Origin of the sequence: Butyrivibrio sp. INlla18 (assembly GCF_900103635.1) — a bacterium.
Taxonomy (GTDB): Bacteria; Bacillota; Clostridia; order Lachnospirales; family Lachnospiraceae; genus Butyrivibrio.
The window spans coordinates 32,213-57,906 of the sequence record NZ_FMXK01000010.1 but is presented as its reverse complement, the minus strand read 5'-3'; the positions used below and the strand labels follow the sequence as shown (position 1 = coordinate 57,906).

The 25,694-nt window shown below is 42.5% G+C and carries 20 protein-coding genes; 15 read left to right on the top strand and 5 right to left on the bottom strand.

Translation table 11 applies throughout. The features are described 5' to 3' along the window. The first annotated feature begins 31 nt into the window (after window positions 1–31). Together BLS24_RS08355 and BLS24_RS08350 are read left to right on the top strand one after the other, a co-directional pair. Window positions 32–1,804, top strand: coding sequence for an MATE family efflux transporter (locus BLS24_RS08355; protein ID WP_091758028.1), 1,773 nt, complete (start codon window positions 32–34; stop codon window positions 1,802–1,804). 1 nt (window position 1,805) lies between these two features. After that, the gene (locus BLS24_RS08350; protein WP_091758026.1) at window positions 1,806–3,359 is read left to right on the top strand and encodes a PP2C family protein-serine/threonine phosphatase; all 1,554 of its coding nucleotides are present in this window, start codon (window positions 1,806–1,808) and stop codon (window positions 3,357–3,359) included. On the opposite strand, the gene BLS24_RS08345 is transcribed toward BLS24_RS08350, so the two are convergent. After that, window positions 3,345–5,018, bottom strand: coding sequence for a hypothetical protein (locus BLS24_RS08345; protein WP_091758024.1), 1,674 nt, complete (start codon window positions 5,016–5,018; stop codon window positions 3,345–3,347). The two genes, BLS24_RS08350 and BLS24_RS08345, sit on opposite strands and share 15 nt — an antisense overlap. Before the next feature lie 352 nt (window positions 5,019–5,370). On the opposite strand from BLS24_RS08345, the gene BLS24_RS08340 reads away from it, so the two are divergent. From BLS24_RS08340 to BLS24_RS08325, 4 genes are all read left to right on the top strand, one after another. Next, window positions 5,371–5,775 carry a (deoxy)nucleoside triphosphate pyrophosphohydrolase gene (locus BLS24_RS08340; protein WP_091758022.1) on the top strand — a complete coding sequence of 135 codons (405 nt, stop codon included), beginning with the start codon at window positions 5,371–5,373 and terminating at the stop codon, window positions 5,773–5,775. Window positions 5,776–6,059: 284 nt separating this feature from the next. Further along, a complete protein-coding gene (locus BLS24_RS08335; RefSeq protein ID WP_242872259.1) occupies window positions 6,060–6,755 on the top strand; it encodes a polyphosphate polymerase domain-containing protein in 696 nt (231 codons plus the stop codon). 32 nt (window positions 6,756–6,787) lie between these two features. Beyond that, window positions 6,788–7,459, top strand: coding sequence for a DUF4956 domain-containing protein (locus tag BLS24_RS08330; protein ID WP_091758017.1), 672 nt, complete (start codon window positions 6,788–6,790; stop codon window positions 7,457–7,459). 10 nt (window positions 7,460–7,469) lie between these two features. Continuing rightward, window positions 7,470–9,095 (top strand): CotH kinase family protein, encoded by a 1,626-nt coding sequence (locus BLS24_RS08325; protein ID WP_242872258.1) that lies wholly within the window; start codon window positions 7,470–7,472, stop codon window positions 9,093–9,095. Window positions 9,096–9,164: 69 nt separating this feature from the next. On the opposite strand, the gene BLS24_RS08320 is transcribed toward BLS24_RS08325, so the two are convergent. Then, a complete protein-coding gene (locus BLS24_RS08320; RefSeq protein ID WP_091758015.1) occupies window positions 9,165–9,380 on the bottom strand; it encodes a hypothetical protein in 216 nt (71 codons plus the stop codon). A gap of 191 nt (window positions 9,381–9,571) precedes the next feature. On the opposite strand from BLS24_RS08320, the gene BLS24_RS08315 reads away from it, so the two are divergent. From BLS24_RS08315 to BLS24_RS08290, 6 genes are all read left to right on the top strand, one after another. Continuing rightward, window positions 9,572–11,716 (top strand): M13 family metallopeptidase, encoded by a 2,145-nt coding sequence (locus tag BLS24_RS08315; protein WP_091757955.1) that lies wholly within the window; start codon window positions 9,572–9,574, stop codon window positions 11,714–11,716. A 109-nt stretch (window positions 11,717–11,825) separates the two neighbouring features. Beyond that, complete coding sequence (locus BLS24_RS08310; RefSeq protein WP_091757952.1) at window positions 11,826–14,981, top strand: toll/interleukin-1 receptor domain-containing protein; 3,156 nt, start codon at window positions 11,826–11,828, stop codon at window positions 14,979–14,981. Window positions 14,982–15,087: 106 nt separating this feature from the next. Then, window positions 15,088–15,858 (top strand): histidinol-phosphatase, encoded by a 771-nt coding sequence (locus BLS24_RS08305; protein ID WP_091757949.1) that lies wholly within the window; start codon window positions 15,088–15,090, stop codon window positions 15,856–15,858. 380 nt (window positions 15,859–16,238) lie between these two features. Beyond that, window positions 16,239–16,934, top strand: a complete 696-nt coding sequence (locus BLS24_RS08300; protein ID WP_242872257.1) for a YczE/YyaS/YitT family protein — start codon at window positions 16,239–16,241, stop codon at window positions 16,932–16,934. A 227-nt stretch (window positions 16,935–17,161) separates the two neighbouring features. Beyond that, the gene (locus tag BLS24_RS08295) at window positions 17,162–17,857 is read left to right on the top strand and encodes a hypothetical protein (protein WP_091757947.1); all 696 of its coding nucleotides are present in this window, start codon (window positions 17,162–17,164) and stop codon (window positions 17,855–17,857) included. Window positions 17,858–18,056: 199 nt separating this feature from the next. Next, the gene (locus BLS24_RS08290) at window positions 18,057–19,511 is read left to right on the top strand and encodes a hypothetical protein (protein WP_091757945.1); all 1,455 of its coding nucleotides are present in this window, start codon (window positions 18,057–18,059) and stop codon (window positions 19,509–19,511) included. Between the two features lie 80 nt (window positions 19,512–19,591). On the opposite strand, the gene BLS24_RS08285 is transcribed toward BLS24_RS08290, so the two are convergent. The 3 genes from BLS24_RS08285 to BLS24_RS15420 form a co-directional block, all read right to left on the bottom strand. Further along, window positions 19,592–20,641 carry an AAA family ATPase gene (locus BLS24_RS08285; protein WP_091757943.1) on the bottom strand — a complete coding sequence of 350 codons (1,050 nt, stop codon included), beginning with the start codon at window positions 20,639–20,641 and terminating at the stop codon, window positions 19,592–19,594. Window positions 20,642–20,836: 195 nt separating this feature from the next. Further along, complete coding sequence (locus BLS24_RS15600; protein ID WP_242872262.1) at window positions 20,837–20,965, bottom strand: helix-turn-helix domain-containing protein; 129 nt, start codon at window positions 20,963–20,965, stop codon at window positions 20,837–20,839. Between the two features lie 37 nt (window positions 20,966–21,002). Then, complete coding sequence (locus BLS24_RS15420) at window positions 21,003–21,188, bottom strand: hypothetical protein (protein ID WP_242872256.1); 186 nt, start codon at window positions 21,186–21,188, stop codon at window positions 21,003–21,005. Window positions 21,189–21,287: 99 nt separating this feature from the next. On the opposite strand from BLS24_RS15420, the gene BLS24_RS08275 reads away from it, so the two are divergent. The 3 genes from BLS24_RS08275 to feoB all read left to right on the top strand — a co-directional run bounded on the left by BLS24_RS08275 (window position 21,288) and on the right by feoB (window position 25,646). Beyond that, window positions 21,288–22,007, top strand: coding sequence for an ATP-binding protein (locus BLS24_RS08275; RefSeq protein ID WP_091757941.1), 720 nt, complete (start codon window positions 21,288–21,290; stop codon window positions 22,005–22,007). Between the two features lie 136 nt (window positions 22,008–22,143). After that, the gene (locus tag BLS24_RS08270) at window positions 22,144–23,091 is read left to right on the top strand and encodes an L-lactate dehydrogenase (RefSeq protein ID WP_091757939.1); all 948 of its coding nucleotides are present in this window, start codon (window positions 22,144–22,146) and stop codon (window positions 23,089–23,091) included. A gap of 215 nt (window positions 23,092–23,306) precedes the next feature. Continuing rightward, window positions 23,307–25,646, top strand: coding sequence for a ferrous iron transport protein B (gene feoB / locus BLS24_RS08265; RefSeq protein WP_091757936.1), 2,340 nt, complete (start codon window positions 23,307–23,309; stop codon window positions 25,644–25,646). Window positions 25,647–25,694: the final 48 nt, after the last annotated feature.

Sequence of the window (25,694 nt, the reverse complement as noted above, 5' to 3'; positions counted from 1 at the left end):
TAATATGTATATATTTTGAGGGGATGGTGTAATGCAGGAACATAAAGCAAACGCTAAGATGGTCACTTCACTGATGATGCGACTTCTTCCAATACAGATCCTGTTCGCAGCAGTGGGTACAGTCAACGGAATAGTTTCCAGTTACTTTGCAGCCAACTATGTAGGCGTAGATGCCATGGGTGCTGTAGGCTTGTACGGCCCTTTGAATCTTATAATATCAGCATGCAGTACCATCCTTTTGGGTGGTTCTGCATTTCTATGTGGAAAATACATGGGACAGAATGAGCAGCACAAGGTAAACAACATCTTTACCTTAGACGTCGTTCTGTCTGTTTTTTTGTCTTTGTTGATCATCGCTGTGCTTTTGTTTATGGCGGCCTTTGACCTGACTTTCATCTTTACAAAAGACACTTCCATAAGGCCAATCTTCAACACATACATTCTAGGCCAGGCTATAGGCATCATTCCTTTTATACTAGGTAATCAGCTAACTGTCTTTCTATCTCTTGAAAACAGGCAAAGAACTTCTATCGTAGCCAGTATTTCTTTTATCATCGTGAATCTCATTTTGAATTACATATTTGTACGTGTGCTCCACATGGAAGCTTTCGGACTAGCCCTTGCTTCATCTCTTGGAATGTGGGTGTTCTGCGTGCTGGAAGCCAGTCATTTTGCATTCGGCGCCTCCTACATGAGATTTAGCCTTAGTGATTTTGATCTTGATGAGTTAAAAGACATTATTCTCATCGGAATACCAAGTGCAGAGGAAAGCGCATTTCACTCAGTAAGGGGCTTTATCATCAACGGCCTTCTTACAACCTATGTGGGAAGCATCGGAATCTCAGCATTTGCGGCGGTTAATAACCTGCTGACTGTGTTCATGGCAATACCTGCCGGAATGATCGCAGTATCAAGGCTTCTCATAAGCGTTGCCATAGGTGAAGACGACAGGCAGACGCTGACTGATATCATGAGGGGAATGTTTAGAAGATACATTCCTATCATGTGCGGAATCTCTGTATTTATCATTGTTTTGGCTGAGCCCCTTGCATCACTTTTTTACAAAGATCCTGCGGATCCAGTTTACATGATGACTGTCTGGGGATTTAGGATTGTTCCACTCAGCATGCCTTTTAGCCTTATCATCATGCATTTCATTTGCTATGTCCATGCTGTTGATAGGCACGTGATACTACATATCTTAAATGTTCTTGATGGTTTTTTGTGCGTATCGCTGTTCACAGTTCTTTTGATAAAGAGCCTTGGAATGAATAGCGTGTACATAGCCTACGTCCTAAGCGGCGTGGTTACGACCTTCGTGATCTGCGTGTATCCACTGGTGGTGAAGGGAACGATTCCGCGGCGTTTGGAGGAATTTCTGGCAATGCCTGATGAATTCGGGACTTCCAGTCAAGACAGGATGGACATTTCACTTAAGAAGATGGAGGATGTTCCTCTTGTTGCCGAGAAGATCCAGAATTTCTGCAGGGGGAGAGGAGTTGATAAAAAGAGATCCTATATTGCTGGACTTTCCATGGAAGAGATGGCAGGAAATGTTGTGCGGCACGGCTTTACTAATGATAAGAGGCAACATTCCGTGGATGTCCGTGTGGTTCACAAAAATGACGACATCATACTGAGAATAAAGGATGATTGCGTTGCTTTTGATCCGAGGGAGCGTCAGTTCCTTGCAGAAGATGAAGATATTACAAAAAACATCGGGATCAGAATGGTATTTAAGATAGCAGAAGAAGTGAAGTACCAGAATCTACTTGGAATAAATGTGTTAACAGTGAGGATATGATATGAATCTACTTTCAAAGAGACAAAAAAGAAGAGCAATAATAGCAACGTTTGTCTATTTCTTTATGATATTGATCAGTGCTCAGCTAATCTACATAAGAGGGCTGACAAATCTAAAGCCTATCTACATCCTGAACATTGGATGCGATATGTTTGGAATGTTAATGGGCTATGTACTCTTTATATGTTGCCTTATTGATGTACAAAAGACAGGAAGCAACTTAAAGTGGCTTTTGTGCCTGATAAATGTCGCTTATTTGGGAGTTTTTAGCGATTCAGTAGCCTGGCTTGTAGACGGCGTTGTGAAATACAGATGGCTTAATTATGTAGATAACTTTCTTTATTACTGCTGCGCACCCTTTGAGGCTTTCTTTTTCTGGATGTACACAAGAACATACTTAGAGCTTGATAAGAAAAGTGTCAAAGCACTGGACATTCTTGCGAGAGTTGGACTTTTTCTTGCCATTTTTTTCCGCATCATAAATCAGTTTAATGGAATGTACTACACTATCACGCCAGAATCCATCTACCAAAGAAGCGCATTATACCCTATGTCCATGATCTATTCCTTTGTTACCATGATAGGAACTCTTACTGTGGTGGTGATAGAACGAAAGAATCTTCAGAAGTATCAGATTGTCGCATTCTTTGTATATGGCCTTGGACCTCTGGTGATATCTGTCATAACATCCCCAGCCTACGGGCTTTCTATCATTGCCAGCGTCATCATGCTGGTGATACTTGTGATGTACGGCGTCCTGAACCTGATCCAGGGCAGAGAAAAAGCTGTGGCAGACAGGGACTTATCCCTTGCAAAGAGCATCCAGGAAAATGTGCTGCCTAGAGTCTTTCCACCATTTCCGGATAGGGAGGAGTTTTCCCTTTATGGCTCTATGACTCCTGCAAAAGAGGTTGGCGGCGACTTCTATGATTTTTATCTTATTGACGATGATCATCTGGCTATCACTATGGCTGATGTTTCCGGTAAAGGCGTGCCGGCAGCTCTTTTCATGATGATCGCCAAGACTATCATAAAGACTCAGACTCTGAATTCAACAGACTTAGATCCCAATACAATCCTTGGAAATGTGAACAATCAACTCTGCGAAGGCAATATTCTAGAGATGTTTGTAACGGTGTGGCATGGAATCCTTACAATATCTACAGGTGAGCTGGTCTATTCAAATGCTGGTCACGAGTATCCAGCTCTCAAGAGGCGCGCAGGCAAGTTTGAACTGGTAAAAGAGAAGCATTCACCGCCAGTTGCAACTCTTGAAGGTATTAAATTCAAGGGCGGCAAGATCAATCTGTATGAAGGTGACGTGATCTTCCTCTACACCGACGGCGTGACGGAGGCTACTAATATAGGAAAAGAGCTGTTCGGAGAAGAAAGACTCCTAACAGCCCTTAATGAAAATCTTGATAAATCTGTTGAAGATATTGATAAGAATCTTCGCGCAAGCATTGATCAGTTCGTCAAAGACGCGCCGCAGTTCGATGATATTACTATGCTTGCGCTTCAGTATCATGGAGTAGAAGGATCATCTGCTACCTAACGCACCGCAAAGCTCTTCGAAGCTTATGCTGCCGTGGACCTCTTTAAATTCGAGAGATTCAAGTCGTTCAATTTCACCTTTGATCTCTTCTGTTGTCATGTCCTTGTCGGTTAAATTAGTGTAGTATTCGCCATATGGCTCAGTGTAGTCATCAGTCATTTCTTCGTCTTCTGAAGGAGCACCGTCGCCATCAGTATCCTGAAACCAAATATACTTGGCGCATAAATCTTCTTCAAGCTCACCATCTTCTCGAATTGACATGAAAGTTTCGTACTGAATGGCACCTGCATAGTCACAGTTTGTATTGTGAAAAACATTTTTGCGTGGAGAATAGTAGTATCCAGCATTTCCCATGGCACCATAGGTCCAGTGGTGCATGTAGCAGTGAGCATGTCCGTCTTTGAAGGTGTAGAGTGAAACATAATAACCGTCTTTGCCTGCCACAAGTTCAGGAATGTCGTCATCATCCACATATATAAGATCAAAGGTTACATCGTCGCTACCAATGTGATAGAGGTTAGCAATCTGTTCGTAAGCATCTTCGTAATGACCAAAGGTGCAGTCTGTGTTGTCTCCCATGAGGAATGATTTGATCTGGGGAATAGATACGCTATCGCCGTACTGCTCTTCAATCTTTTCTGGGACATCATAGAAGTCTTCATAACTTCCACCAGGCACTGATTCTGCAAGGATTATGTTTGTTCCAAAGTCTGTCTCTCCGATCATCGCTATATCTTTTACCCCATCAGCATTGAAGTCGAAGAATCCAACAGCGTTTAACTTCTTGAAATATCCCCAGTTGTCGCCACGGGAAGTGAAAGTGCTTAAGCTTGTAATAAGCTTGCCGTTTTTGACTATCGCTATCCCTACACCATTTTGGGCATCTCCAGGATATGAGATAAAGCGAACAGGTCCTTCACCAGGAACAAGCTCTACATCGAAGGTTTGATCTGGATTACAGTTTTCTTCCCACTGTATGGAGTTTGATCTTACGATAATGCTGTCGCCACCCTTTGTTAGGTTTATGATCCTATCAGAGTTATAGCCGTAATGGTCAGGTTGGTCAGTAGTGAATCTGAGAGAGTATTCGTTTCCACTCTTTTCACCTGATACGCAAATGAAAAAGATAGGCTCTTCCATTTCAAACTTTTCTATATAGTATGAGTCGTATTGCTCAAGGTATCTCCAGGTAAAAGAGTCATTTCCTGCATCAAAGCTTTCACCAGTATGTGACTTGGCGTATGAATCAAGGTCTTTTTTGGAAATGCGCCATAAATTTGCATAAAGACGCTCCTGATTTTCTTCTTTGACGAATGCGTCCACCTCATTCTGAGGAATATCAGTGTTTATGATTCCTCCGCCAGATTCAAGAACTACGTCCCAATCAAGCTCAGATGGATCGTTAAAAGGCTTCTTGAGAAAGCCAATGTATTCTGGAGTTCCAAAGAGAGTGTTAAACTCATTTATCTCATCATCAGAGATAGGCTCAGCGTTTGCCATGGAATCTGGGGAGCTACTGTTTGAGTCCTCGGCGGATGTTTCTGTTGAGTTACCAGCTGTTGACTCAAATATATTGTTAGGGTCTGAATCTGCGTCTTTGCCGCAGGCAGTCAGAACTAGGATTGTTGCTAATAATGGGATTAAATACTTTCTTTTCATGTTTAGTGCTTCTTTCTTTATATATTGCTAAAATTTTCGAGTTGACTGTACCTTAGCACAATACTGGGGATGTGTAAATCTATTTGACGCCAATTATAGGTAATGTTAGTATATTTATGTGAGTGCTACCGGTAGACGGTTAGCCCATCATTGATTGGTAGTGAAATAACCGCTCAACTGTCCAGGCTTGGGCGGTTATTTTTGTGTTGCACAAGACCGGCAAGCGAATGGATGCTTGCATACAAATTCATTTGCCGGTCGTAAGAACATGGAGCACTAAGTGCGGAATGTTCGTGTGCGAAATCGAGTAGGAGTCAGCCTACTCGATTTTTGAATTGGGGAAAAACAAATTATGAAGACAGTGAATGTAGTCGCAGCAGTTATCTGCGATGATTATGAGAATAAGAAAAAGTTTTTTGCTACCCAGCGTGGATACGGTGAGTACAAGGATGGATGGGAATTCCCTGGAGGGAAGATTGAAGAAGGAGAGACACCTGAGGAAGCGCTGGTTCGCGAGATTAAGGAAGAACTTGGTGCGGAGATTAGTGTTCACGACTTGATTGATATTGTGGACTATGATTATGAAACATTTCATTTGCATATGCATTGTTTCTGGGCGACAGTTGCTTCTGGAGAACTGAAGTTACTTGAACATGAGGCAGCTAAGTGGTTAAAGTTTGATGAATTGAATACAGTGGATTGGCTTCCAGCTGATCTGGAGCTGATAGATAAGATTAAGGAAGAGACCTGTAACTGAGTTACGGGTCTTTTTTATGCTTATTTTTCGTCTGCCTGTGGACTCTGATTACCTGCAAGTTAGAGAAAACTAGCGGTGTAGGTAACGAAAACGGGGCACAATACCCTTCCGCTCCCAAAATGAGCCCCAACCTCCGTCCCTAGGGCTCACTTCCCCAAAAATGAGCTCTAACCTCCGTCCCTAGGGCTCACTTTTTATTCTTCTTTTATTTTACTTTTAGGTTGGCTTTAGGTTCCCCCCGTAGAATGGGCTACAACAAAAGGAAAGGAAGAAGGGAGACGAAAGTGAAATACAGGCACGAACTTAAGCATGAGATCACAACGGCAGACATGATCGCCATTCGCCAGAGGCTAAGAGCAGTGGCACAGGCAGATACTCATGCGATCGATGGAAAGTATCTGATAAGAAGCTTGTACTTTGATACGCCGGAAGATAAAGCACTTGTTGAAAAGCAAGCAGGCGTCAGCAGAAGACAGAAGTTCAGGATTAGGTATTACAACGACAACAAATCTGTAATACATCTTGAAAAGAAGTGTAAAGTTGGCGGCCTTGGAACTAAGATCTCAGCAAACCTGACGGAAGCTGAGGCTCAGTCAATTGTAGACGGCAACATAGAGTGGATGCAGCATAGTGACAATGAACTTGTAAAAGAGCTCTATTCCAAAATGACAGCAGACAGACTAAGGCCCAAGACAATTGTTGATTACACCAGAGAACCATTCATCTACGGCCCGGGAAATGTCAGGGTAACACTTGATTACAACATCAGAACTGGACTAGGGAACACAGACTTTTTGGACACTGAATGTATTACGATCCCTGCAGCTATGGGCGTTTGTATTATGGAAGTTAAGTGGGACGAATTTTTACCGGAGATCATCAGAGACGCAGTTCAATTGCCCCACGCAAGAGTCGGCTCTTTTTCTAAATACGAAGCCTGCAGGCAACCAAAAATAGAGCAGGGATACGGAGAATATTGAAAAGAAAATAAAAGAAAATAGGAGAATGAAAAATGACCTTTAATGACATCTTTAAATCAAGCTTTTTGGAAAATGTAACTAGTATAAGTGTGTTAGACATGGTAATTGCCATGGTTTTAGCCTTTACCATCGGCTTATTTATCTTTTTTGTCTACAAAAAGACCTATCAGGGAGTAATGTACTCATCTAGCTTTGGCGTAACTTTAGTAGCACTCACAATGATCACAACCCTTGTAATCCTTGCTGTTACCAGCAACGTAGTTCTTTCACTTGGTATGGTCGGTGCCCTTTCAATCGTTCGTTTCAGGGCTGCCATAAAAGAGCCTTTGGACATCGCATTCCTCTTCTGGTCAATCGCAGTAGGTATCGTACTTGCAGCTGGAATGATCCCTCTTGCAGTGTTTGGAAGCGTGATCATCGGAGCTATCTTACTTATTTTTGTTAATAAAAAGAGCTATCTCATGCCTTACATTATCGTTATCAATTGCACAGACCACGAGGCAGAAGTAGAAGCATGTAACTATATCAAAAAGAAAGTAAACCGCATGGTTGTTAAGAGTAAGAGCGCTCAGAAGGGCAATCTCGAGCTCAACCTTGAAGTAAGACTTAAAGAAGACAACACAGATTTTGTAAATGACCTTGCTGATATGAAGGGCGTAAACAACGCAGTTCTTGTTAGCTACAACGGAGAATACATGGGATAAGGAGAAATCTATGTCCACACACAAGCTTATAGATAAAGTTTGTATCTTTGTTACTATAATTGCAGTACTTGTGACAGTTCTTTTCATGAATGGCTCTGCAATCGGCATTACAGCTGACGATTCGGTGGAGATGGGATATGAGGACCTTCTGTTTGACGACAGCTACGTTCATACCATCAACATCGAGATCGACGATTGGGATAGTTTCCTAGAAACCGCAACCTCTGAGGAGTACTCGGTTGCCAACGTAACGATCGACGGCGAGACAGTCTACAACGTTGGTATCAGAGGCAAGGGCAACACGTCTCTTTCGACAGTAGAGCAGCTTGGTAGTGATAGATACAGCTTTAAGATAGAATTTGACTGCTACGAGTCCAGCACTAATTATCACGGACTTGATAAGCTGTGCCTCAACAACCTGATCCAGGACTACACCATGATGAAGGATTATCTGGCATACAAGCTTATGGGCGAGTTTGGCGTAGATGCGCCACTTGTAAGCTACGTGTATATCACGGTTAATGGCGAAGATTGGGGATTATATCTTGCAGTTGAGGCAGTTGAGGATTCTTTCCTCGAAAGAAATGATGGTACAAATCACGGAAATCTCTACAAGCCTGATACCATGAGTATGGGCGGCGGTCGTGGAAACGGCGGAGATTTTGATATGAAGGACGTTGACTTCGACCAGATGGGAATGGAGAATCCATTCGAGCGAGACGGAGGCGACGATGGAGAAAGACCTGAAAAGCCAGACTTCCCTGGCGGCGGCCCCGGAGAAATGGGTATGGGTAGCGACGATGCCAAGCTCAAATATATAGATGATGAAATTGATAGCTACTCAACTATCTTTGATAGCGCCAAGACTAATATCAAGAAGTCAGATAAAAAGAGACTTATAAACTCTCTTAAGACTCTCAGCGAAGGAATTGAGGAGCAGGATGCTGATAAGATCGCAGAAGCTGTTGATGTAGACGCTGTTATGAGATACATGGTAGTGCACAACTTCCTTGTAAACGGCGATAGCTACACAGGCTCCATGATCCACAACTACTACCTGTACGAGGAAGATGGCTTACTGTCTATGATTCCTTGGGATTACAACTTAGCCTACGGAACCTTCCAGGCTCAGGACGCTGATGCAGCAGTGAATGACCCTATAGACACACCTCTTTCAATTACTGAAGACAGTGATGATAGACCAATGTTCTCATGGATCACATCTTGCGATGAGTACACAGAGATGTATCACGAGTACTACGCAGATTTCCTTGAGCAGTTCTATACTAGCGGATATTTACAGGATCTTATCGAGTCTACCTACAACATGATCTCTGAATATGTAGAAAAAGACCCAACTAAGTTCTGCACAACAGAGGAATTCGAAACTGCAGTTGAGACAATGGAAACATTTGTTGAGCTTCGCTGCCAGAGTATTTCTGGACAGCTTGATGGAACCATAGGGTCCACAGATGCAGAGCAGGAGGATAATCCTGACGCACTGATAGATGCTTCATCAATCAACCTCTCCGACATGGGATCCATGGGCGGAGGCATGGGCGGCGGCCCAGGCCAAGGTGACGGTGAGCATAGTGGTCCACCAAGCGGTGGCCCTGATCAAAATAGCGACGGTTAACATATATATGAGTTCTAGGCAGGACGCCTAGGACTCATTTTTATTGAAAGACAGATAAAAGTACAGTATTTACTTCCTTGCAGAATTGGCTGCGGCTGATTCCATTACGACTTCTGTTTCACCTTCCTCTAAATTTATAGTGATGACAGGTTTTGGGATCTCATCTGCAGTGTTCTTTATGAACTGTGCTATATCAGGGCTTTTAGCATAAAGAACTATAAGTGCACATGCCAACACTATTAACGCTAATACGGCATACATTAACTTTGAAATGATTTTTTCCATAAGCTCCTTCTCCTAAAAAAAATGATTTCAATTTTGGGGTAAGGACATATTAGCACCTGACAATAAAAAAATTGTAAATAAGAAATTATAAATTTCTGATTTTCCTCTTACTTTTTTGGTGCATTACATTATAATGACATATAATCATTGATAAGTGTTGTGAAAACAAAGTTGTATGAGGAGAAGAAAATATGAAGAAACGAATACTTAGTATGGTGCTGGCAACTTGCATGATCACTACTATGATCGCAGGATGTGGCGCCAAGACTGAGCCACAGGCAGCAGGAGATGGCGCATCAGTAGAGGCAAGTGACAGTTCACAGGCCGAGGCTGAAGCTTCAAGCGAGAACGAAACAGATGACGAAAATGACGCAGCTAAGGGACAGGGAGGAACTCCTTGGGTAAACTCAGAGCTTAAGTCAAATGTAACTGCAGACACAGCAGTGGACCCAAAAGATGATTTCCATCTTTATGCCAATAAGGACTGGATCCTTGAAAACGATATTCCTGATGGTTACACACAGTGGAGCCACTATGCTGAGCGTGGTCTTGAGGTAAAGAACCAGTGCATGGATCTTTTAAAGGATGAGAGTATCGAAGGCCATGATGCTGAACTTGTTCGCACATATAACAGCCTGATCCTTGATTGGGACACAAGAAATGAGCTTGGTGTCACAGAACTTCAGGAAGGCTATGACAAGATCGTAGCTGCCAAGAGCCTTGATGATATCACAGCTCTTTTAACTGATGAAGAAACAGTTCATGACTACTACGATTTTGTGAACTTTGGCGCAGGTGTTGGTCTCAACGATCCTGAGACCAATATCGTTATCGTGGATACACCAGATCTTTTACTTAGTGATTCTGCCGAGTACTCTGAGAGAACAGATTATGGCGACATGTACTACGGCTTTAGAAAAGATATGTTTGTATTCATGGCTCAGAAGTTTGGAATGACAGAGGATGAAGCAAACAAGTGCTTTGATCAGGCTTATGACCTTGAGACAAAGCTTGCTTCCAAGATCTACAGCACAAACGATTGCTATGCTGATGATTACTATGACAAGATCAACAACGAGATGCCTTTTGATGATGCAGTTGCATATAATAAGACTTTCCCATTAAAAGAGATCTTTACTGCGTCAGGCTACGTATATGACGGACCATATCTGGTTACAACACCTGACTACCTCTCATATCTTGATGAGATCTATACTGAGGAAAATGTCGAGGCTATCAAGTCTCTTTTGATCGTTAAATACATTCTTCCTTTCGCAACAAGAGTTGATAAAGAGACTTATGACAAAAAGAATGAGCTTGTAGCTAAGTATTTTGGCATGAGCGGAACAGTTAGTGATGAAGAGATGGCTTATGACTGCGTTATCGATTCACTTCCTGATTCAATGCAGATTGTTTATATTGAGAAATACGGTTCAGAAGAAGATAGACAGAAGATGGCAGATCTTTGCCAGATGGTCATTGATACATATAGAGAGCTCCTTTCTGAAAATGAATGGGCTTCAGATGAAGTCAAGAACTACGCTATCGAGAAGCTTGATAACATCACTATTCACGCAGCTTATCCAGACAAGTTCAACGATACAACAGGCATCGACCTGACAGACTGCTCACTTATCGAAGCTGATACTAGAATTGCTCTTAATGATATTGAAGAGAACAAAAAGCTCATGGGACAGAAGGTTGACCACGAGAAATGGGCTGATGGAATGGCTGTTACAGACTGCAACGCTTTCTACAATCCAAGCGACAACAGTATCAACATGATCATCGGTATGATGGGCGAGCCTTTCTATTCAAGTGACATGAGCGTAGAGGAGCTCTATGCTTCAATCGGTGCTTTCTGGGTTGGACATGAGATCTCACACGCATTTGACAGTAACGGAGCACAGTTCGATGCAGAAGGTTACTATAGAGATTGGTGGACAGAGGCTGACAAGGAAGAGTTCCAGAAGCGCGTTGGCAAGATGGACGATTATCTTGATACTATCGTAGCCTTTGGTGATGAGCACTTCATCGGCACTAACATCGACACAGAGATGGTTGCTGACATGACAGGCCTTCAGTGTGCACTTAGAATGGCTTCCAAGGTAGAAGGTTTTGACTACCAGAAGTTCTTTATCAAATATGCACAGATGAACGCATCTATCGCTACCTACAGCGACGAGTTCAGCCAGCTCAAACAGGATGCACATCCACTTAACTACTCCAGAACCAACGTACCAGTTCAGCAGTTCGAGGAGTTCTACGAAGCCTTCGACGTCAAGGAAGGCGACAACATGTATCTCGCCCCAGAGGACAGACTCATCATCTGGTAACGAGGAAAAAATGAGCCCTAGGGACGGAGGTTAGGGCTCATTTTTGCGAAAGTGAGCCCTAACCTCCGTCCCTAGGGCTCATTTCGGAAAAAGGAAAGAAATTGGGAAAATGAGTACACATTACAACGCATTTATTTCATACAAGCATGCGGATCTTGATAACAAGGTCGCAGCAATGATAGAAAAAGACCTTGAGCACTATCATATTCCAGCAAGGATTCAGAAAAAGACTGGAATTAAGAAGATAGAGAGAATCTTTAGAGATACAGATGAGCTTCCTATTACAAGTGACCTTAGCGCTACGATTGAAGAAGCTCTTGCTAATTCAGACTTTTTGATCGTTCTATGCTCAAAAAATACTTGTCTCTCAACCTGGGTTGAGAGGGAGATTCAGCTCTTTTTGCAGAATCACTCAAGAGATAACATCCTCACAGTTGTTGCGGATGGTGAGCCAAACGAGGTCATTCCTCAGGTCCTTTTATCAAGGGATGTTCAGGTTACAGATGTAAACGGCGAGATCAGGACTGTAACAGAGAAGGTTGAGCCACTTGCCTGCGATTACAGACTTCAGAGAAAAGATGTTAAGGCAACGGAAGTTCCTAGGCTTGTTTCAGCTATGATCGGCTGCTCTTACAACGAACTTATGGATAGACAACGTCAGTACAAGATGAAGAGGCTTACTGCTATTTTTGCGGCTGCAATGGCTCTTTTCATTGGATTTGGTGCCTACATGATCTACAGCAACCACAGGATTCATGAGAACTACATTGAGGCCCTGACCAATCAGTCTAAGTTCCTGGCAAATGAGTCTGAGAAGTACATGAACGATGAGCAGAGGCTCAAGGCTTTGTGGCTGGCTCTGGCAGCTCTTCCTAATGAAGATAATCCTGACAGACCTGTTATTCCGGAGGCGGTGAAGGCCATAACCAAGGCAACAAGAGCGTACGTTGCAAATGACGGTTCAGCTAATATTACTGCAACCTGGAACTATACCATGCCAGATACGATCACTGATTTCCAGATGTCTTTTGACGGATCTGCATGTGCTGCCATTGATGCGTCATTCAACGTGAGGGTGTGGAATCACGGCAGCCACGAGCTAGTCTACGAGTACAATTCTGTTGATAACGGTGCTAGGCACATTGAATTCTTGGATAAAGACATACTGATGATCACTGGTTACCAGTTTGTAATGGCCATCAATACTTACGATGGTTCAGAGATGTGGAAGCACGAGAAACTCAGTGATGAGTGGGTTTCAAATGCGATCGGTGATGATTTCCAGGTTATGGAAGACGGAACGGTCATGGTTTCTACTGACTCCGACGGCCTCTATAAGCTTGACATCATGACTGGCGAGATTGTTGATATTTACACGATTCCTACGGAGAACGAGCTCTACAAGAGCGTTGCCTTTACTGGCTTTCAGTTCAGTAAGGATGGCTCCAAGCTGTCATTTTTCACAAGCATTGGAGAAAGAGCTCCAAACTGCCTTGTGGTCTGCGACATGGAAAGCGGAGATCTGACTTATGTGGACTGTGCTGCGGAAGGCTATCTTCCTGATGGATACTACTTCCTTAAGACTAAGTGGATCGGCAACGACACTATCATGTTTGCCACAACAAAAGACTGGACTGAGACAAATTATACCTACGAAAATAAAAATATAATTTCTACTAATAAACTTGGTATTTTCTGCATTAATGCGGATGACCTGACTCTTAGATGGCAGGACGTGTTCGCCGAGAACTCTTTTGCCTACGACTCAGAGTTTACAATTATTGATAAAGATAATGGCGTGCTGTTCTATGCCGGCAACATCATCAGCATTTGGGACCAGACTACTGGAGAGCTTTTAAAGAGCTACAACACAAACTCTATTATCACAAATATGCAGTGGCTCAGCGCTGAGGCGGACTATCCAATGTTTTTTACCAATGATGGTGGATACATTGACCTTAATAGTAGCGACGAGGCCTACAAACTTTTGCCTAATGATGATTCGCTTATCATCAGCTACTATTTCACTGATGATATAGACAAGGCTATCGCTAACCGCGGCGTTTATGTGCATAAAGAGGATAGTAATGAGCTTATCTTTTACTCTGTGCAGGCATATGATGATGATATTCATTTTATAAAAAACTCACCTGTATACCTGGCATATGATTCAAATATCATGTTTGCTAGCAGTGAAGAGTATCTCTCAGTTTTTTCATCAAATGACGGAAAAGCAAATGTGTCAACTTTTGACCTGAATTCTATGAGATATTTGAGTATGACAGAACTGGGAAATGAGGATGATATCTATGCTTATGAAGTTCTTGGATATGATAATGGTAGAACTTATCTGACGGATTATTCTAGAGATGAGTTTGATCTTGTGGAAATTGATAATGCAACTGGCGAGATTACAAGGACTAAGCTTAGTGATGCAACATACATCTGCAATGCTGTCATGAAAAATGGAAAAATCTTTTACTATACATGCGACGTCTTGAGTGACCCTTCGCTATTTTGCTATGACCTTAAGAGAAAGGTGGCTAATGGCTACGGCGTAGATAACGAAGGGTATTCCAGAAATGTCATTGAGTATGATGATGAAAATGACGTTGTTTTTTGCGGCGGTGACGTTGATCAGCTTTTAAATCTTAAGGGTAAGGAAAAGAAAGCAAAAGTATTTAAGCATGATGGTGATTGGGACGAGACAGTAAGAGCTATCATTGATCCAGAGGGCAAGAAGGTCATCACTACTGATAATCACATGATCGAGATCTTTGATTTTGATGGCAATTCACTTTTGAGGATCAGCTGTATCGAAGTTGAAGTTCAGGGAATGGACATCTTTTCCAAGGATGATAAGTCACCAAAAGAGCTGCTGGTGATGTACGACAACGGCGACTTATACCGATACAATTATGAAACCGGCGAGTTTATTGCTAAGACAAGTCTTGAGAATGTATCAAGATATGCGCAAGAGGCTGTTTTCTATCATGATGAGGAAAAGAATCTTCTCTTCGTGCAGGGCTGCATGGTAACTCACATGATCGAGCTTGATAGCTGGACAGAACTTGCTACAATAGACGGTGGAATGGGCTTTAATTCGGCAAATGACGCATTCCTTGTAATGTCAGAAGATGGAGATTTCGAAAAGAAAGTTGGATTCTATAGAAGATATTCTACAGAACAGCTAATAGAAAAAGGTAAGAAGCTCCTTGAGGGCACAGAAATCAGCGAGGAGTTCAAGCAGCAGTACGGGCTATAAAGAGTTTTTGAGCCCTAGGGAGGTCGGATAGAGCTCATTTTCCCAAAAATGAGCTCTATCCGACCTCCCTAGGGCTCACCACGACAGAAAGGACAGACAAAAAGAGATGCTGGCGAATTATCACACACACACCGTTAGGTGCAATCATGCAGTAGGAACAGAGAGGGAATATGTAGAAAGAGCCATCGAGAGAGGCTTTAAGATACTTGGATTTTCAGATCATACGCCTCAGCCTTATGAGACATTTTATGAATCAAGTACCAGAATGAAGATGGCAGAGCTTCCTAACTATACACAGACACTTGTTGACCTTCGTGAGGAATACATGGATCAGATCAAGATCCTTATAGGCTATGAGGTTGAATATTTCAGGGATTACTTTGATCCTCTTATGGAAGAACTTAGAAAGTATCCGCTTGATTACATCATTCAGGGACAGCACAATGTTCCGGATGAACCTAATGGAAATTATGTTGGCTTCCAGACTGACGATGAGATGGTGCTTGCAAGCTATGTTGATCACTGCATCGAGGGTATGGAGACTGGTCTTTTCATGTATCTTGCTCACCCTGACCTTATCAATTTTATCGGTAGCGAGAAGCTCTACATGAACCAGATGGAGAGACTTGTGGACGCTGCAGTTAGCCTTGATCAGCCTCTTGAAGTTAATATCTACGGCTTTGTTGATCACAGGAATTATCCTAATGACCGTTTCTTCCAGATGGCTTCTGAGAAGGGCGCTAGATTTGTTGTGGGGTGCGACGCCCATGCTCCTAAGGTTATTCAGCAAATTGAGGACATCCCTGGCTTTGCGGAGTTTTTGGATAGGAATAAGATCGTGATTGGCGATAATGTGCTGGAGTTGAAGGAGATTTGATAGCCCGCGGCACAGGGCGTGGTGGCTTGCGGAAGGCCGCTGGTGATGCAGCATCCCTGGGGGGCTGCTTTTAGCGCTTGTACTGGAAATTTTGTCAACATTTACAAATTTTCCGGAATTCTTTACCCATTTATGCTAGTTTCAAGTTTTTGGCGTGCGAAATTTGTCAACATTTACAAGTTTCCCACAAATCTTTACCCCTGAGACAGATTCAAGGCCAGAAATAAGTAAATAGCAAATTTTTAAGGTGACATAAAAAAGTGATTGATGTTTGGCGCAAAAGTGATAGAATATCTAAGGCTGGTGATGGTAGGCCCTTCGCCAGCCTTTTTATGCGCAAGTTACACAAATTTATGTTACCTTCGGGAGCCTGAAATAACATGTTAAAAAACGCAAGTTTACATCAGAACAATAGCTGGAGACAGATTGTCATGAACATGATCTTGGCAGCTGTCAGCTTATTCATAAATGGATTTGGAATCTACCTTACAATTCAAGCGAACATCGGCGCAAGCCCTTGGGATGTTCTTCATATAGGAATGTCAAAGAGTCTTGGAATCCTCTATGGCACAGCATCTATCATAGTTTCATTATCAATTCTTGCAATTGATATTTCACTAAGAGAACCTATTGGACTCGCAATGTTTATAGATTCCGTTGTAGTAGGCAAATCCGTAGACTTTTTTAACAAGATAAATCCAGTGCCTAAGTGCACTTCACCGGTTCTCGGAGTAGCAGTAATGCTCCTTGGCCTTACGATTGCAGCATACACACAGTACACATACATGACAGCATCTCTTGGATGCGGCCCAAGAGATACACTTCTTGTGGCACTTTCAAAGAGAATCAAGAAGATCCCGATTGGTGGACTGAGCATAGCTCTTTTAACAACTGTGACATTTGTAGGATGGCTCCTTGGTGGACCAGTCGGCATTGGAACTCTGATCAGCGCTTTTGCAACAGGTCCTATCATGCAGGCGGCATTTAAGTCAGTTAAATTCAACGCCGCAGAAGTGCACCATCAGCGAATCGACGAGTCATTCAAAACAGTATTTACACATTCACACGCAGCTTGAGGCTACTTACGTAGCCTCTTTTTTATTGCACTTTACATTATTTCCAAAGCATGTTATATTTCTTTCCGGTCATTTCATTTGACCGTTCTATCAAATCTAGAATCTGGGAATATTCTTCCGAATGATTCATACAAGGAAAAGAAAAATATGACACTTACTAAAATTATGAAGCAGCAGGAGGCTATTCTGAAAAAGAAATTCCTGCGATTGAGCGTAAACTCAAAAACATGCCGGAGGGTGTTTTTGTATGCTATAGGCATGGAAAAAACACCAAGTGGTATCAGGAACTCAAGGATTCTTCTGGGAAGATCACCCGCAATTATATTTCCAAAAAAGAACGAAAATTAGCCACAAAGCTGGCTCAAAAGACCTATTATTCAAAGCTTTTGTCTTCAAAAAAATCGCAATATGAGAATGTGAAGCGCTTTTTGAAATATGACAAAGCACCAACAGCGTATCAATTGTTGGAAGAGGCAGCTGATGTAGACCATTTGCTTGATGAGGTAATTTATAAGAAAGCATGGGAAAAAGAAGCGTATCAGAAAAGTAAGAAGTATCCGGAAGCTTTGAAAATCAAGACAAAGAAAGGCGAATTGGTTCGTTCAAAGTCAGAAGCCTTCATTGCTGATTGCTTGTTTGAACTAAATATTTCTTATAGGTATGAGTGTGAAATCGATGTTAGTGGAGCAAGTATCTATCCGGATTTCACAATTCTTCATCCAACTAGTAAAAAGATATTTATCTGGGAACACCTGGGGTTAATGGATGATCCGTCCTATGTAAAAATTTCACTTGGAAAGATTCCACTGTACATGTCAGCGTCCTATATGCCAGGCGTTAACTTGCTTTTGACGTATGAGTCGGAGGAACATCCGTTAGATTACGCGCTTGTAAGGGAGATGATACAGTTTTATTTTTTGTGAGGTCTTTTTTCAAATTTTACTTTTCTGGAGGGGGCGAATTGCTTCATGGGTAAAGATTTGTGGGAAGTGTTTCAATGTTGACATTTTTTCTAGTACAGGAGTTAGGAACTAGCGCAAAACAACAAGCCCCTCTTGCAACATGCCCTCCTTAGCACGTGTTATATTAGTAGAAACGCTTATAATTTGTGGAGGAAAGGTTATGAAGAAAAGACTTATAGCAGCTCTTTTAGCGGTGACGGCGCTTACTGCTACGGCGTGCAATATAGATGCGGGAAAAGATGAGAAAAAAGGCTTTCAGACTGTGGATGAAGACAAAGAAAAGCCTGAAGGCCAGGTTGGGAAGCCAAGTACGGCAAGTACCTCAGTGACTGACGCTGTAGCAAAAGACAATAGAAAAGAGCTTAAGAACGCTGGATTAGCAACGCTTTCCGCGGAGGCAGAGCAGATCTACATGAAATATGTGGAAAGCGAAGGCATCGAAGACTACGACTTCTTTGATTGGGACAATGATGGGGAAAAGGAGCTGATAGTATTTGATACGTGCTACTACAGCATGGCGGCTTTTGATATCAAGGATGGCGAGCCGTATATTTCGATGCAGGGCGAGGGAACCACTGGTAGGCTGGAGTTTCACAAGGTGGATGGCGAGATTTGGGTTTGCCACGGGGACTACGAGCACATGGGACGCGAGATCTATGCTTTTTCAAAGTACGAAGGCGAAGGCAACAAGACCGCAGAAATCCGCTTTGATGCTGAATTTGAGCATGGCTTGTATGATGATGACGCCATGTACTATATAGATGATGTGGAGGCTGACAGAGCAACTTTTTTTCAGAAGCAGAGCCATTATCTAGACACTGAATACTATGCGAACAAGGACAGGACAATCTGGCTTGATGAGGAGAACAGCTCTTTTGAATGGAATGGCAAGCTCTACAACTTCACAACAGAGTATGTTGATGAAGACTGCAGCATCGATGCTACTCTAACATGCGGGGAAGATTCATTGACCACAAATCTAGATGAGAATCTTGCGGGAAATTACGTCAAGAATTATGTGATGATCTATAAGGGCAAGGCTTATCTTTATACTTTTGGACTTAATGAGACCTTCGGAAGTCAGCTCTATGTCTATGATCTAAATCAGGATTCGTTAAAAGAGCCGGTGAAATATGAGGGTGAGTTTAATCTTGAAAGTGGAAATTCTATAGTCCAGGCACCGTGGTCATTTCAGATGTCCAAGATTTCAGACATGGCTGGAATCGGCGTAGTTCACGTATCTTTTAGCGTTGGTGATGATGGCATGCCTCATATAAACGACGCCGCTGGTAATGGATATTTTTGGTACAATGATACTTTTGCAGATGTAGATATCAAGGTTACAGCGCCAATCGATTGCATGAAGATTGTTTGGAACAAGGATACTAAAGATCATGATCTGGTAAAAGATGATTTGGAACCAGGCACGGTGCTACATTTATACAGAACAGATGATGAGAGCTATGTGGATTTTCAAACTGATGATGAAAAGATTTACAGAGTCTACATCACGCAAAAGCAGGAAAATCAGGGCTCTTACATGCAGAAAGTCAGTTATATAGATGGGACAACGCTTATTACTGAGTGCATGGAGAATCTTCCAGTTGGAGCGTGAAACTATATAATATTGGAGGGAAAGAAGAGAAAGATAGAAAAAATAGGGCTGCGGACCGTTAAGGTCGCAGTCCTTTATAGTTACATTAAATCTATATTTTCGACATATTCTTTGAATCTAGGAAGCTTGAGAGATATCATACCTCGTACTGAACCATTTATTATTCCTTTGTCTATAAGACGTTTTCTTGGTTCGCTCCATTCGTTGTGTTTTTTCTTGGTTATTTCTAAAAGCTCCGATGCTGACATGGTTTCCTTTTTGACAATAAAACTCAAGAACCATTTATCTTTTGGCATCAGTTCGCTCCAAATCTTATTGTAGACTTTTTGGGCTAATGCTTCGTCTACAAGCGCCATTACCTTCGGAGTAATTTCTTTTGCATTTTCTTCCCACATATATTTTCCAAAAGCTTGGTAAGCAAAAGCATATCCTTTAGTCATAACGGCCAGATCATAAGCTACTTCATCGGTCAGCCCTAAAGTTTCTTTGTAGTCTTCTTTGATGACACCTATGTTAAGAGGAGTCATTTCACATTTAGTAGCCCTTAGGAAAAAAGTAAGGCCATCGGTATTTTCCAAACTTTCAATATCTTCATATAATCCGGCAACTATCAGATAGATTGGATAGTCTTTTCTTATAAGAATCTGAAACTCTTGGATAAAATCAATCAGTGAATCTGTTTTTCTGGCTTCGTCAATCACTATAAGAACTCGCTTTTTCTTGCGTGCTACTTCGGACATTAGTTTATCAAGCGCAACGTCCAAGCTAGCAGCAGGACTCTTTTTTGATAAATTTACACCTATTCCGAAGGCGGAAAGATTAAGGTTGGCATCTACAAAATTAGTAATAAAGGGAATGTTAGTGTATAAGTTGGCAACCAGATCATTGACAATATCAGAGTCTGGCTTAAGATTTACAACTATCCAGTTATTATCTTCGCGAAGCTGCTTCTCAATTGTGGTTAGGGTAACAGTTTTGCCGGTTCCTCTTATGCCGGTTATCTTAAAAGCCTGTTCCTCAACAATGTCGCTATTTAGTGTATCTATAATGTCGTCTATGAGCAAACTTCTGCTGATGTATTGATTTGGAATTCGACCAAAACTGATCGCGTAAGGATTTCTTGTTGACATTTTTTCTCCTAAATATAATCTAATATAAAACTATATAATTTAATATAATATTATATAAAATCACCTCTAAAAATATAATACCATACAATTTTATATAATTGAATATAATGTGGAAAAAATTATCACCATTGGGTAGATGTGATTTAATATGATCTAAATAATGAGAAGAATACGAAATACAAAATGCTCTTTAATTTATAACAACGTGAAGTGGCTCTTCCTAAATTCAATGAGCCCTTCATCTCGCATGTGAGACAGCTCTTTTGACATGTTGGTGCGCTCTAGGTTCAGGTAGTCAGCCAGCTGCTGGCGGTTAAATGGAATGTCGAATTCCCTAGAGCCAGTCTGGAGGGCGATGGCGTTAAGGTAGGACAGGAGGCGGCTTCGGCAACTCTTTGGAGAAGTGTAAAAGCTTCTTCCGGAGAGGGCGAGATTTTTTTGAGATGAAATGATGAGGATGTTTTGCAGTAGCTTTTCCTTCCAGGAGGAGCTCTTTTGATGAAAGACCTGAAAATAATCTGCTATTTAATAAATTTAAATATTCCATAATTTTCCCCAAAATGTGGTTTAAACAACGTAATTTACAATTTGAGTATATTATACTGACGCCATCAGAACAAGTTTTAAAAAGAAATGGAGAATTGAGATGGTCAGACAGATAATTCATATTGACGAAGAAAAGTGCAATGGTTGCGGAATCTGCGCCACAGCTTGCCACGAGGGCGCAATAGAGATGATAAACGGAAAGGCAAAGCTTGTGAGAGAGAACTTCTGCGACGGCTTTGGAGATTGCCTTCCAGGATGCCCAACAGGAGCCATAACCTTCGAGAGCCGAGAAGCGCCTGCATACGATGAGGAGGCAGTTAAGGCCAGCAAAGAACTTAAGGCAAAAGGACATGGCTGCCCTGGATCAAGATTCATGCAGCTTGGGGAAAAAGAGGATGCATCCGCAGAAGGTAGCAATGATGCGCAGGGACAAGCATCTTTCTATAGTAAGTCCATCTCCCGCCTGATGCAGTGGCCATGCCAGATCAAGCTTCTTCCTACACAGGCAGAGTTCTATAATGGCGCTAAGCTCCTCATTGCGGCAGATTGCACAGCATATGCCTACGCCAACATGCACGAGGATTTCATGAAGGGCAAGGTTACAATGATCGGATGTCCAAAGCTTGATGAGGGCGATTACACAGAAAAGCTCACAGAGATCATCAAGTACAACGATATCAAGAGCGTGACAGTAGTAAGGATGGAGGTTCCATGTTGCGGTGGTCTTCAGAGAGCAGCAGAAAACGCCCTTAGAAATAGCGGAAAATTTATCCCTTGGCAGGTAGTTACTATTTCAAGGGACGGAAACATACTTGAATAAAATTGTCACTAAATAACGTTCAAGAGAAACTAAAATAAAGATATACTATATTTACAAGCAATATAAAATGATATGTCTCAATAGGAGTATATCTTGAGATCATGATACATTGTACATCACATAAAGGAGGTACATCATGGCGTCACTTAATGAAAGAAAAGTTGCAGTAGTAGGTTGTGGGTTTGTTGGCTCAGCATCAGCTTTTGCTCTTATGGAGAGTGGCCTTTTTTCTGAGATGGTGCTGATCGATGTAAATAAAGACAAGGCAGAGGGCGAAGCGCTTGATATCAGCCACGGCCTTCCTTTTGCAAAGCCAATGTCTATCTATGCTGGCGATTACAAAGACGCAGCGGATGCGGCAGTTGTAGTTGTAACAGCTGGAGCAGGCCAGAAGCCTGGCGAGACAAGGCTTGATCTTGTTAAAAAGAACATTGGAATCTTCAAATCCATAATCCCAGAAATAGCAAAGTACAATAAAGAAGGAATTCTTCTGATAGTTGCAAACCCAGTAGATATCTTAACTTACGCGGCAGCCAAACTCAGCGGATTCCCAGAAAACAGAGTCTTTGGCTCCGGAACAGTGCTTGATACAGCAAGGTTCAAATACCTTTTGGGCGAGCACCTTGATATCGACAGCCGTTCTGTTCACGCTTATATTATTGGAGAGCACGGCGACAGCGAGATTGCTGCTTGGAGTAGCGCCAATGTTTCTGGAATTCCGATCAATGATTTCTGCGAGATGAGAGGACACTTCGAACACGAGAAGTCCATGAATGAGATTGCAGAGAACGTCAAGAACAGCGCCTACGGCATTATTGAAAAGAAAGGTGCCACATATTACGGCATCGCCATGAGCGTAAGGCGTATCTGCGAAGCAATCATCAGGGATGAAAAGAGTATTCTTCCAATTTCCAGCATTCAGCATGGCGATTTTGGAATTGATGACATCGCACTTAGCATGCCAGCAATTGTAGGTCGAAACGGCGTTGAAGGCGCAGTTCCGATCAAGCTTAGTGATCAGGAAAAAGAGGCGCTCAAGGCCTCAGCAACAACTCTCAAAGAAGTGCTCAAGGAAGCTTTCTAAAGTCTTGTTTGACGAAAAATGGCAGAAGTGGACCTAGGGGGCGGGGTTAGTGGACCATTTGGGACAAATGGTCCACTAACCCCGTCCCCTAGGTCCATTCTTTTAGAATGCGTCAATTTGCTAATAGATGCTATAATGTTAATGAGAATTGTTATCATTAACTAACAATCGCGAGAGCATACTTAGTATAGATAAAAAGGTTTAGGAGAAAAGTTGTGACACTAAAGCAGTTACAGATCGGACAAAGAGCAAAAATAACTAAGGTTGGCGGCGAGGGTGCTCTTCGCCAGCACTTTTTGGATATGGGCGTGATCCCTGGTGCAAAGGTCAGCGTTGTGAAGCTGGCTCCAATGGGAGATCCCATGGAGATTGAGATTCACAGCTATAGATTGACACTTAGGCTGTCAGAAGCTGAGCAGATCGACATTGAGAAGATATCAGGCGAGGAAGATACTGATAAGGGAGAAGAGATTTCTTTTAAAACAGCTCATCCTGGCCTTGGCGAGTCAGGAATCTTCCACCAAAAAAAGCATGAGAACCCGGTTCCAGAGGGGACAGTCCTGACATTTGCGCTGGTGGGCAATCAGAACAGCGGAAAGACAACTCTTTTCAACCAGCTGACAGGCTCCAAGCAGCACGTAGGTAATTTCCCCGGAGTTACTGTTGACCGCAAGGATGGTGAGATCCGCGGCTACAAGAATACCATGGTTACTGATCTTCCTGGCATCTATTCAATGTCACCATACACCAGCGAAGAGATCGTATCTCGTAACCACGTTCTAAACGAGAAGCCATGCGCCATCATTAATATCGTAGACGTTACCAACATCGAGCGTAACCTGTATCTGACCATGCAGCTTCTGGAGATGGGCATTCCTACTGTTGTTGCTCTTAACATGATGGATGAGCTTACAGGTAACGGCGGCGCTGTAGATATCAATGCTATGGAAAAAGAGCTGGGAACACCGGTAGTTCCTATTGCTGCAGCCAAGAATGAAGGCGTAGATGAGCTTATTTCCCACGCTATTCATATTGCGAAATATCAGGAAAAGCCTGTAGAGCAGGATTTTTGCTCAAAGGAAGATAAAGGCGGAGCGGTGCACCAGTGCCTTCACGCAGTTATGCACATGATAGATGACCACGCACAGGCAGCAGGCATTCCTATCAGATTTGCAGCCAGCAAGGTTGTAGAAGGCGACAAGCTCATAATCGACAAGCTTGGCCTTGATGACAATGAGAAGGATGCCCTTGAACACATCGTTTCTCAGATGGAAAAAGAAAGTGGCCTTGATAGAAGCGCAGCCATTGCGGATATGAGATTCTCTTTTATCAGAAGAGTCTGTAAGACCTGTGTCAAGAAGCCAAAGGAAAGCAAAGAAAAAGCAAGAAGTAATCAGATAGATAAGATCCTCACAGGAAAATACACTGCAATCCCAGTATTCGTGCTGATCATGGCCTTGGTATTCTTCCTTACATTTAATGTCATCGGCGCATTCTTCCAGGGTCTACTTGAAGACGCCATTGGCTTTATCACAGGTAAAGTAGACCTTTTGCTTCAGGCAACAAACGTCAACGCAGTACTTAGAGGCCTCATTGTAGAAGGAATTTTCGAAGGTGTTGGAAGCGTGCTCAGTTTCCTTCCTATAATAGTAACTCTTTTCTTCTTCCTGTCACTTATGGAAGACAGCGGCTACATCGCAAGAGTAGCCTTTGTAATGGACAAGCTCCTTAGAAAGATAGGTCTTTCCGGCCGAAGCATCGTGCCCCTTCTTATCGGTTTTGGATGCACGGTTCCTGCGGTTATGTCCACAAGAACTCTGCCTTCTGATAGAGACAGGAAGATGACCATAGTCCTGACACCATTTATGAGCTGCACTGCTAAGCTCCCTATTTATGCGTTCTTTGTAAATGCATTCTTCCCGGGAAAAGGAGGCTTTATCATGACAGGACTGTACCTGCTTGGTATTCTTACAGGTATTTTGTTTGCTCTTTTATCAAAAAAGACAGTGTTCAAGGGCGAAGCGGTTCCTTTTGTTATGGAGCTGCCAAACTACAGACTTCCAAGCCCTAGAAGCGTATGCCAGCTTCTGTGGGAGAAATCCAAGGATTTCATTCAGAAGGCCTTTTCCATCATCTTCTTTGCAACAATTATTGTTTGGATATTAAGTAACTTCGATCCATACTTTAATCTTGTAAGTAATTCACAGCAGAGCATCATGGCCAGAATATCTAGCTTTATCGTGCCTCTTTTCATACCTCTTGGACTTGGAGATTGGAGGATCTGCACTTCACTTGTGAGCGGATTTATAGCAAAAGAGAGCGTGGTCTCCACAATGGGAATCCTCTTTGAGGGAGATGTGGCAGGCGCTCTTACACCGGTTACAGCCGCTACACTGCTGGTATTCAGCCTTCTTTATACTCCATGCGTTGCGGCAGTAGCTTCTATAAAAAGAGAGCTGGGCAAAAAGTGGGCTCTTGGAGTAGTGCTGTGGCAGTGCGCAGTGGCGTGGATCGTGGCCCTGGTGGTGAGAGTGGTGCTGCTGTTGTTCATGTGACGAAAAATGGCAGAAGTGGACCTAGGGGACGGGGTTAGTGGACCATTT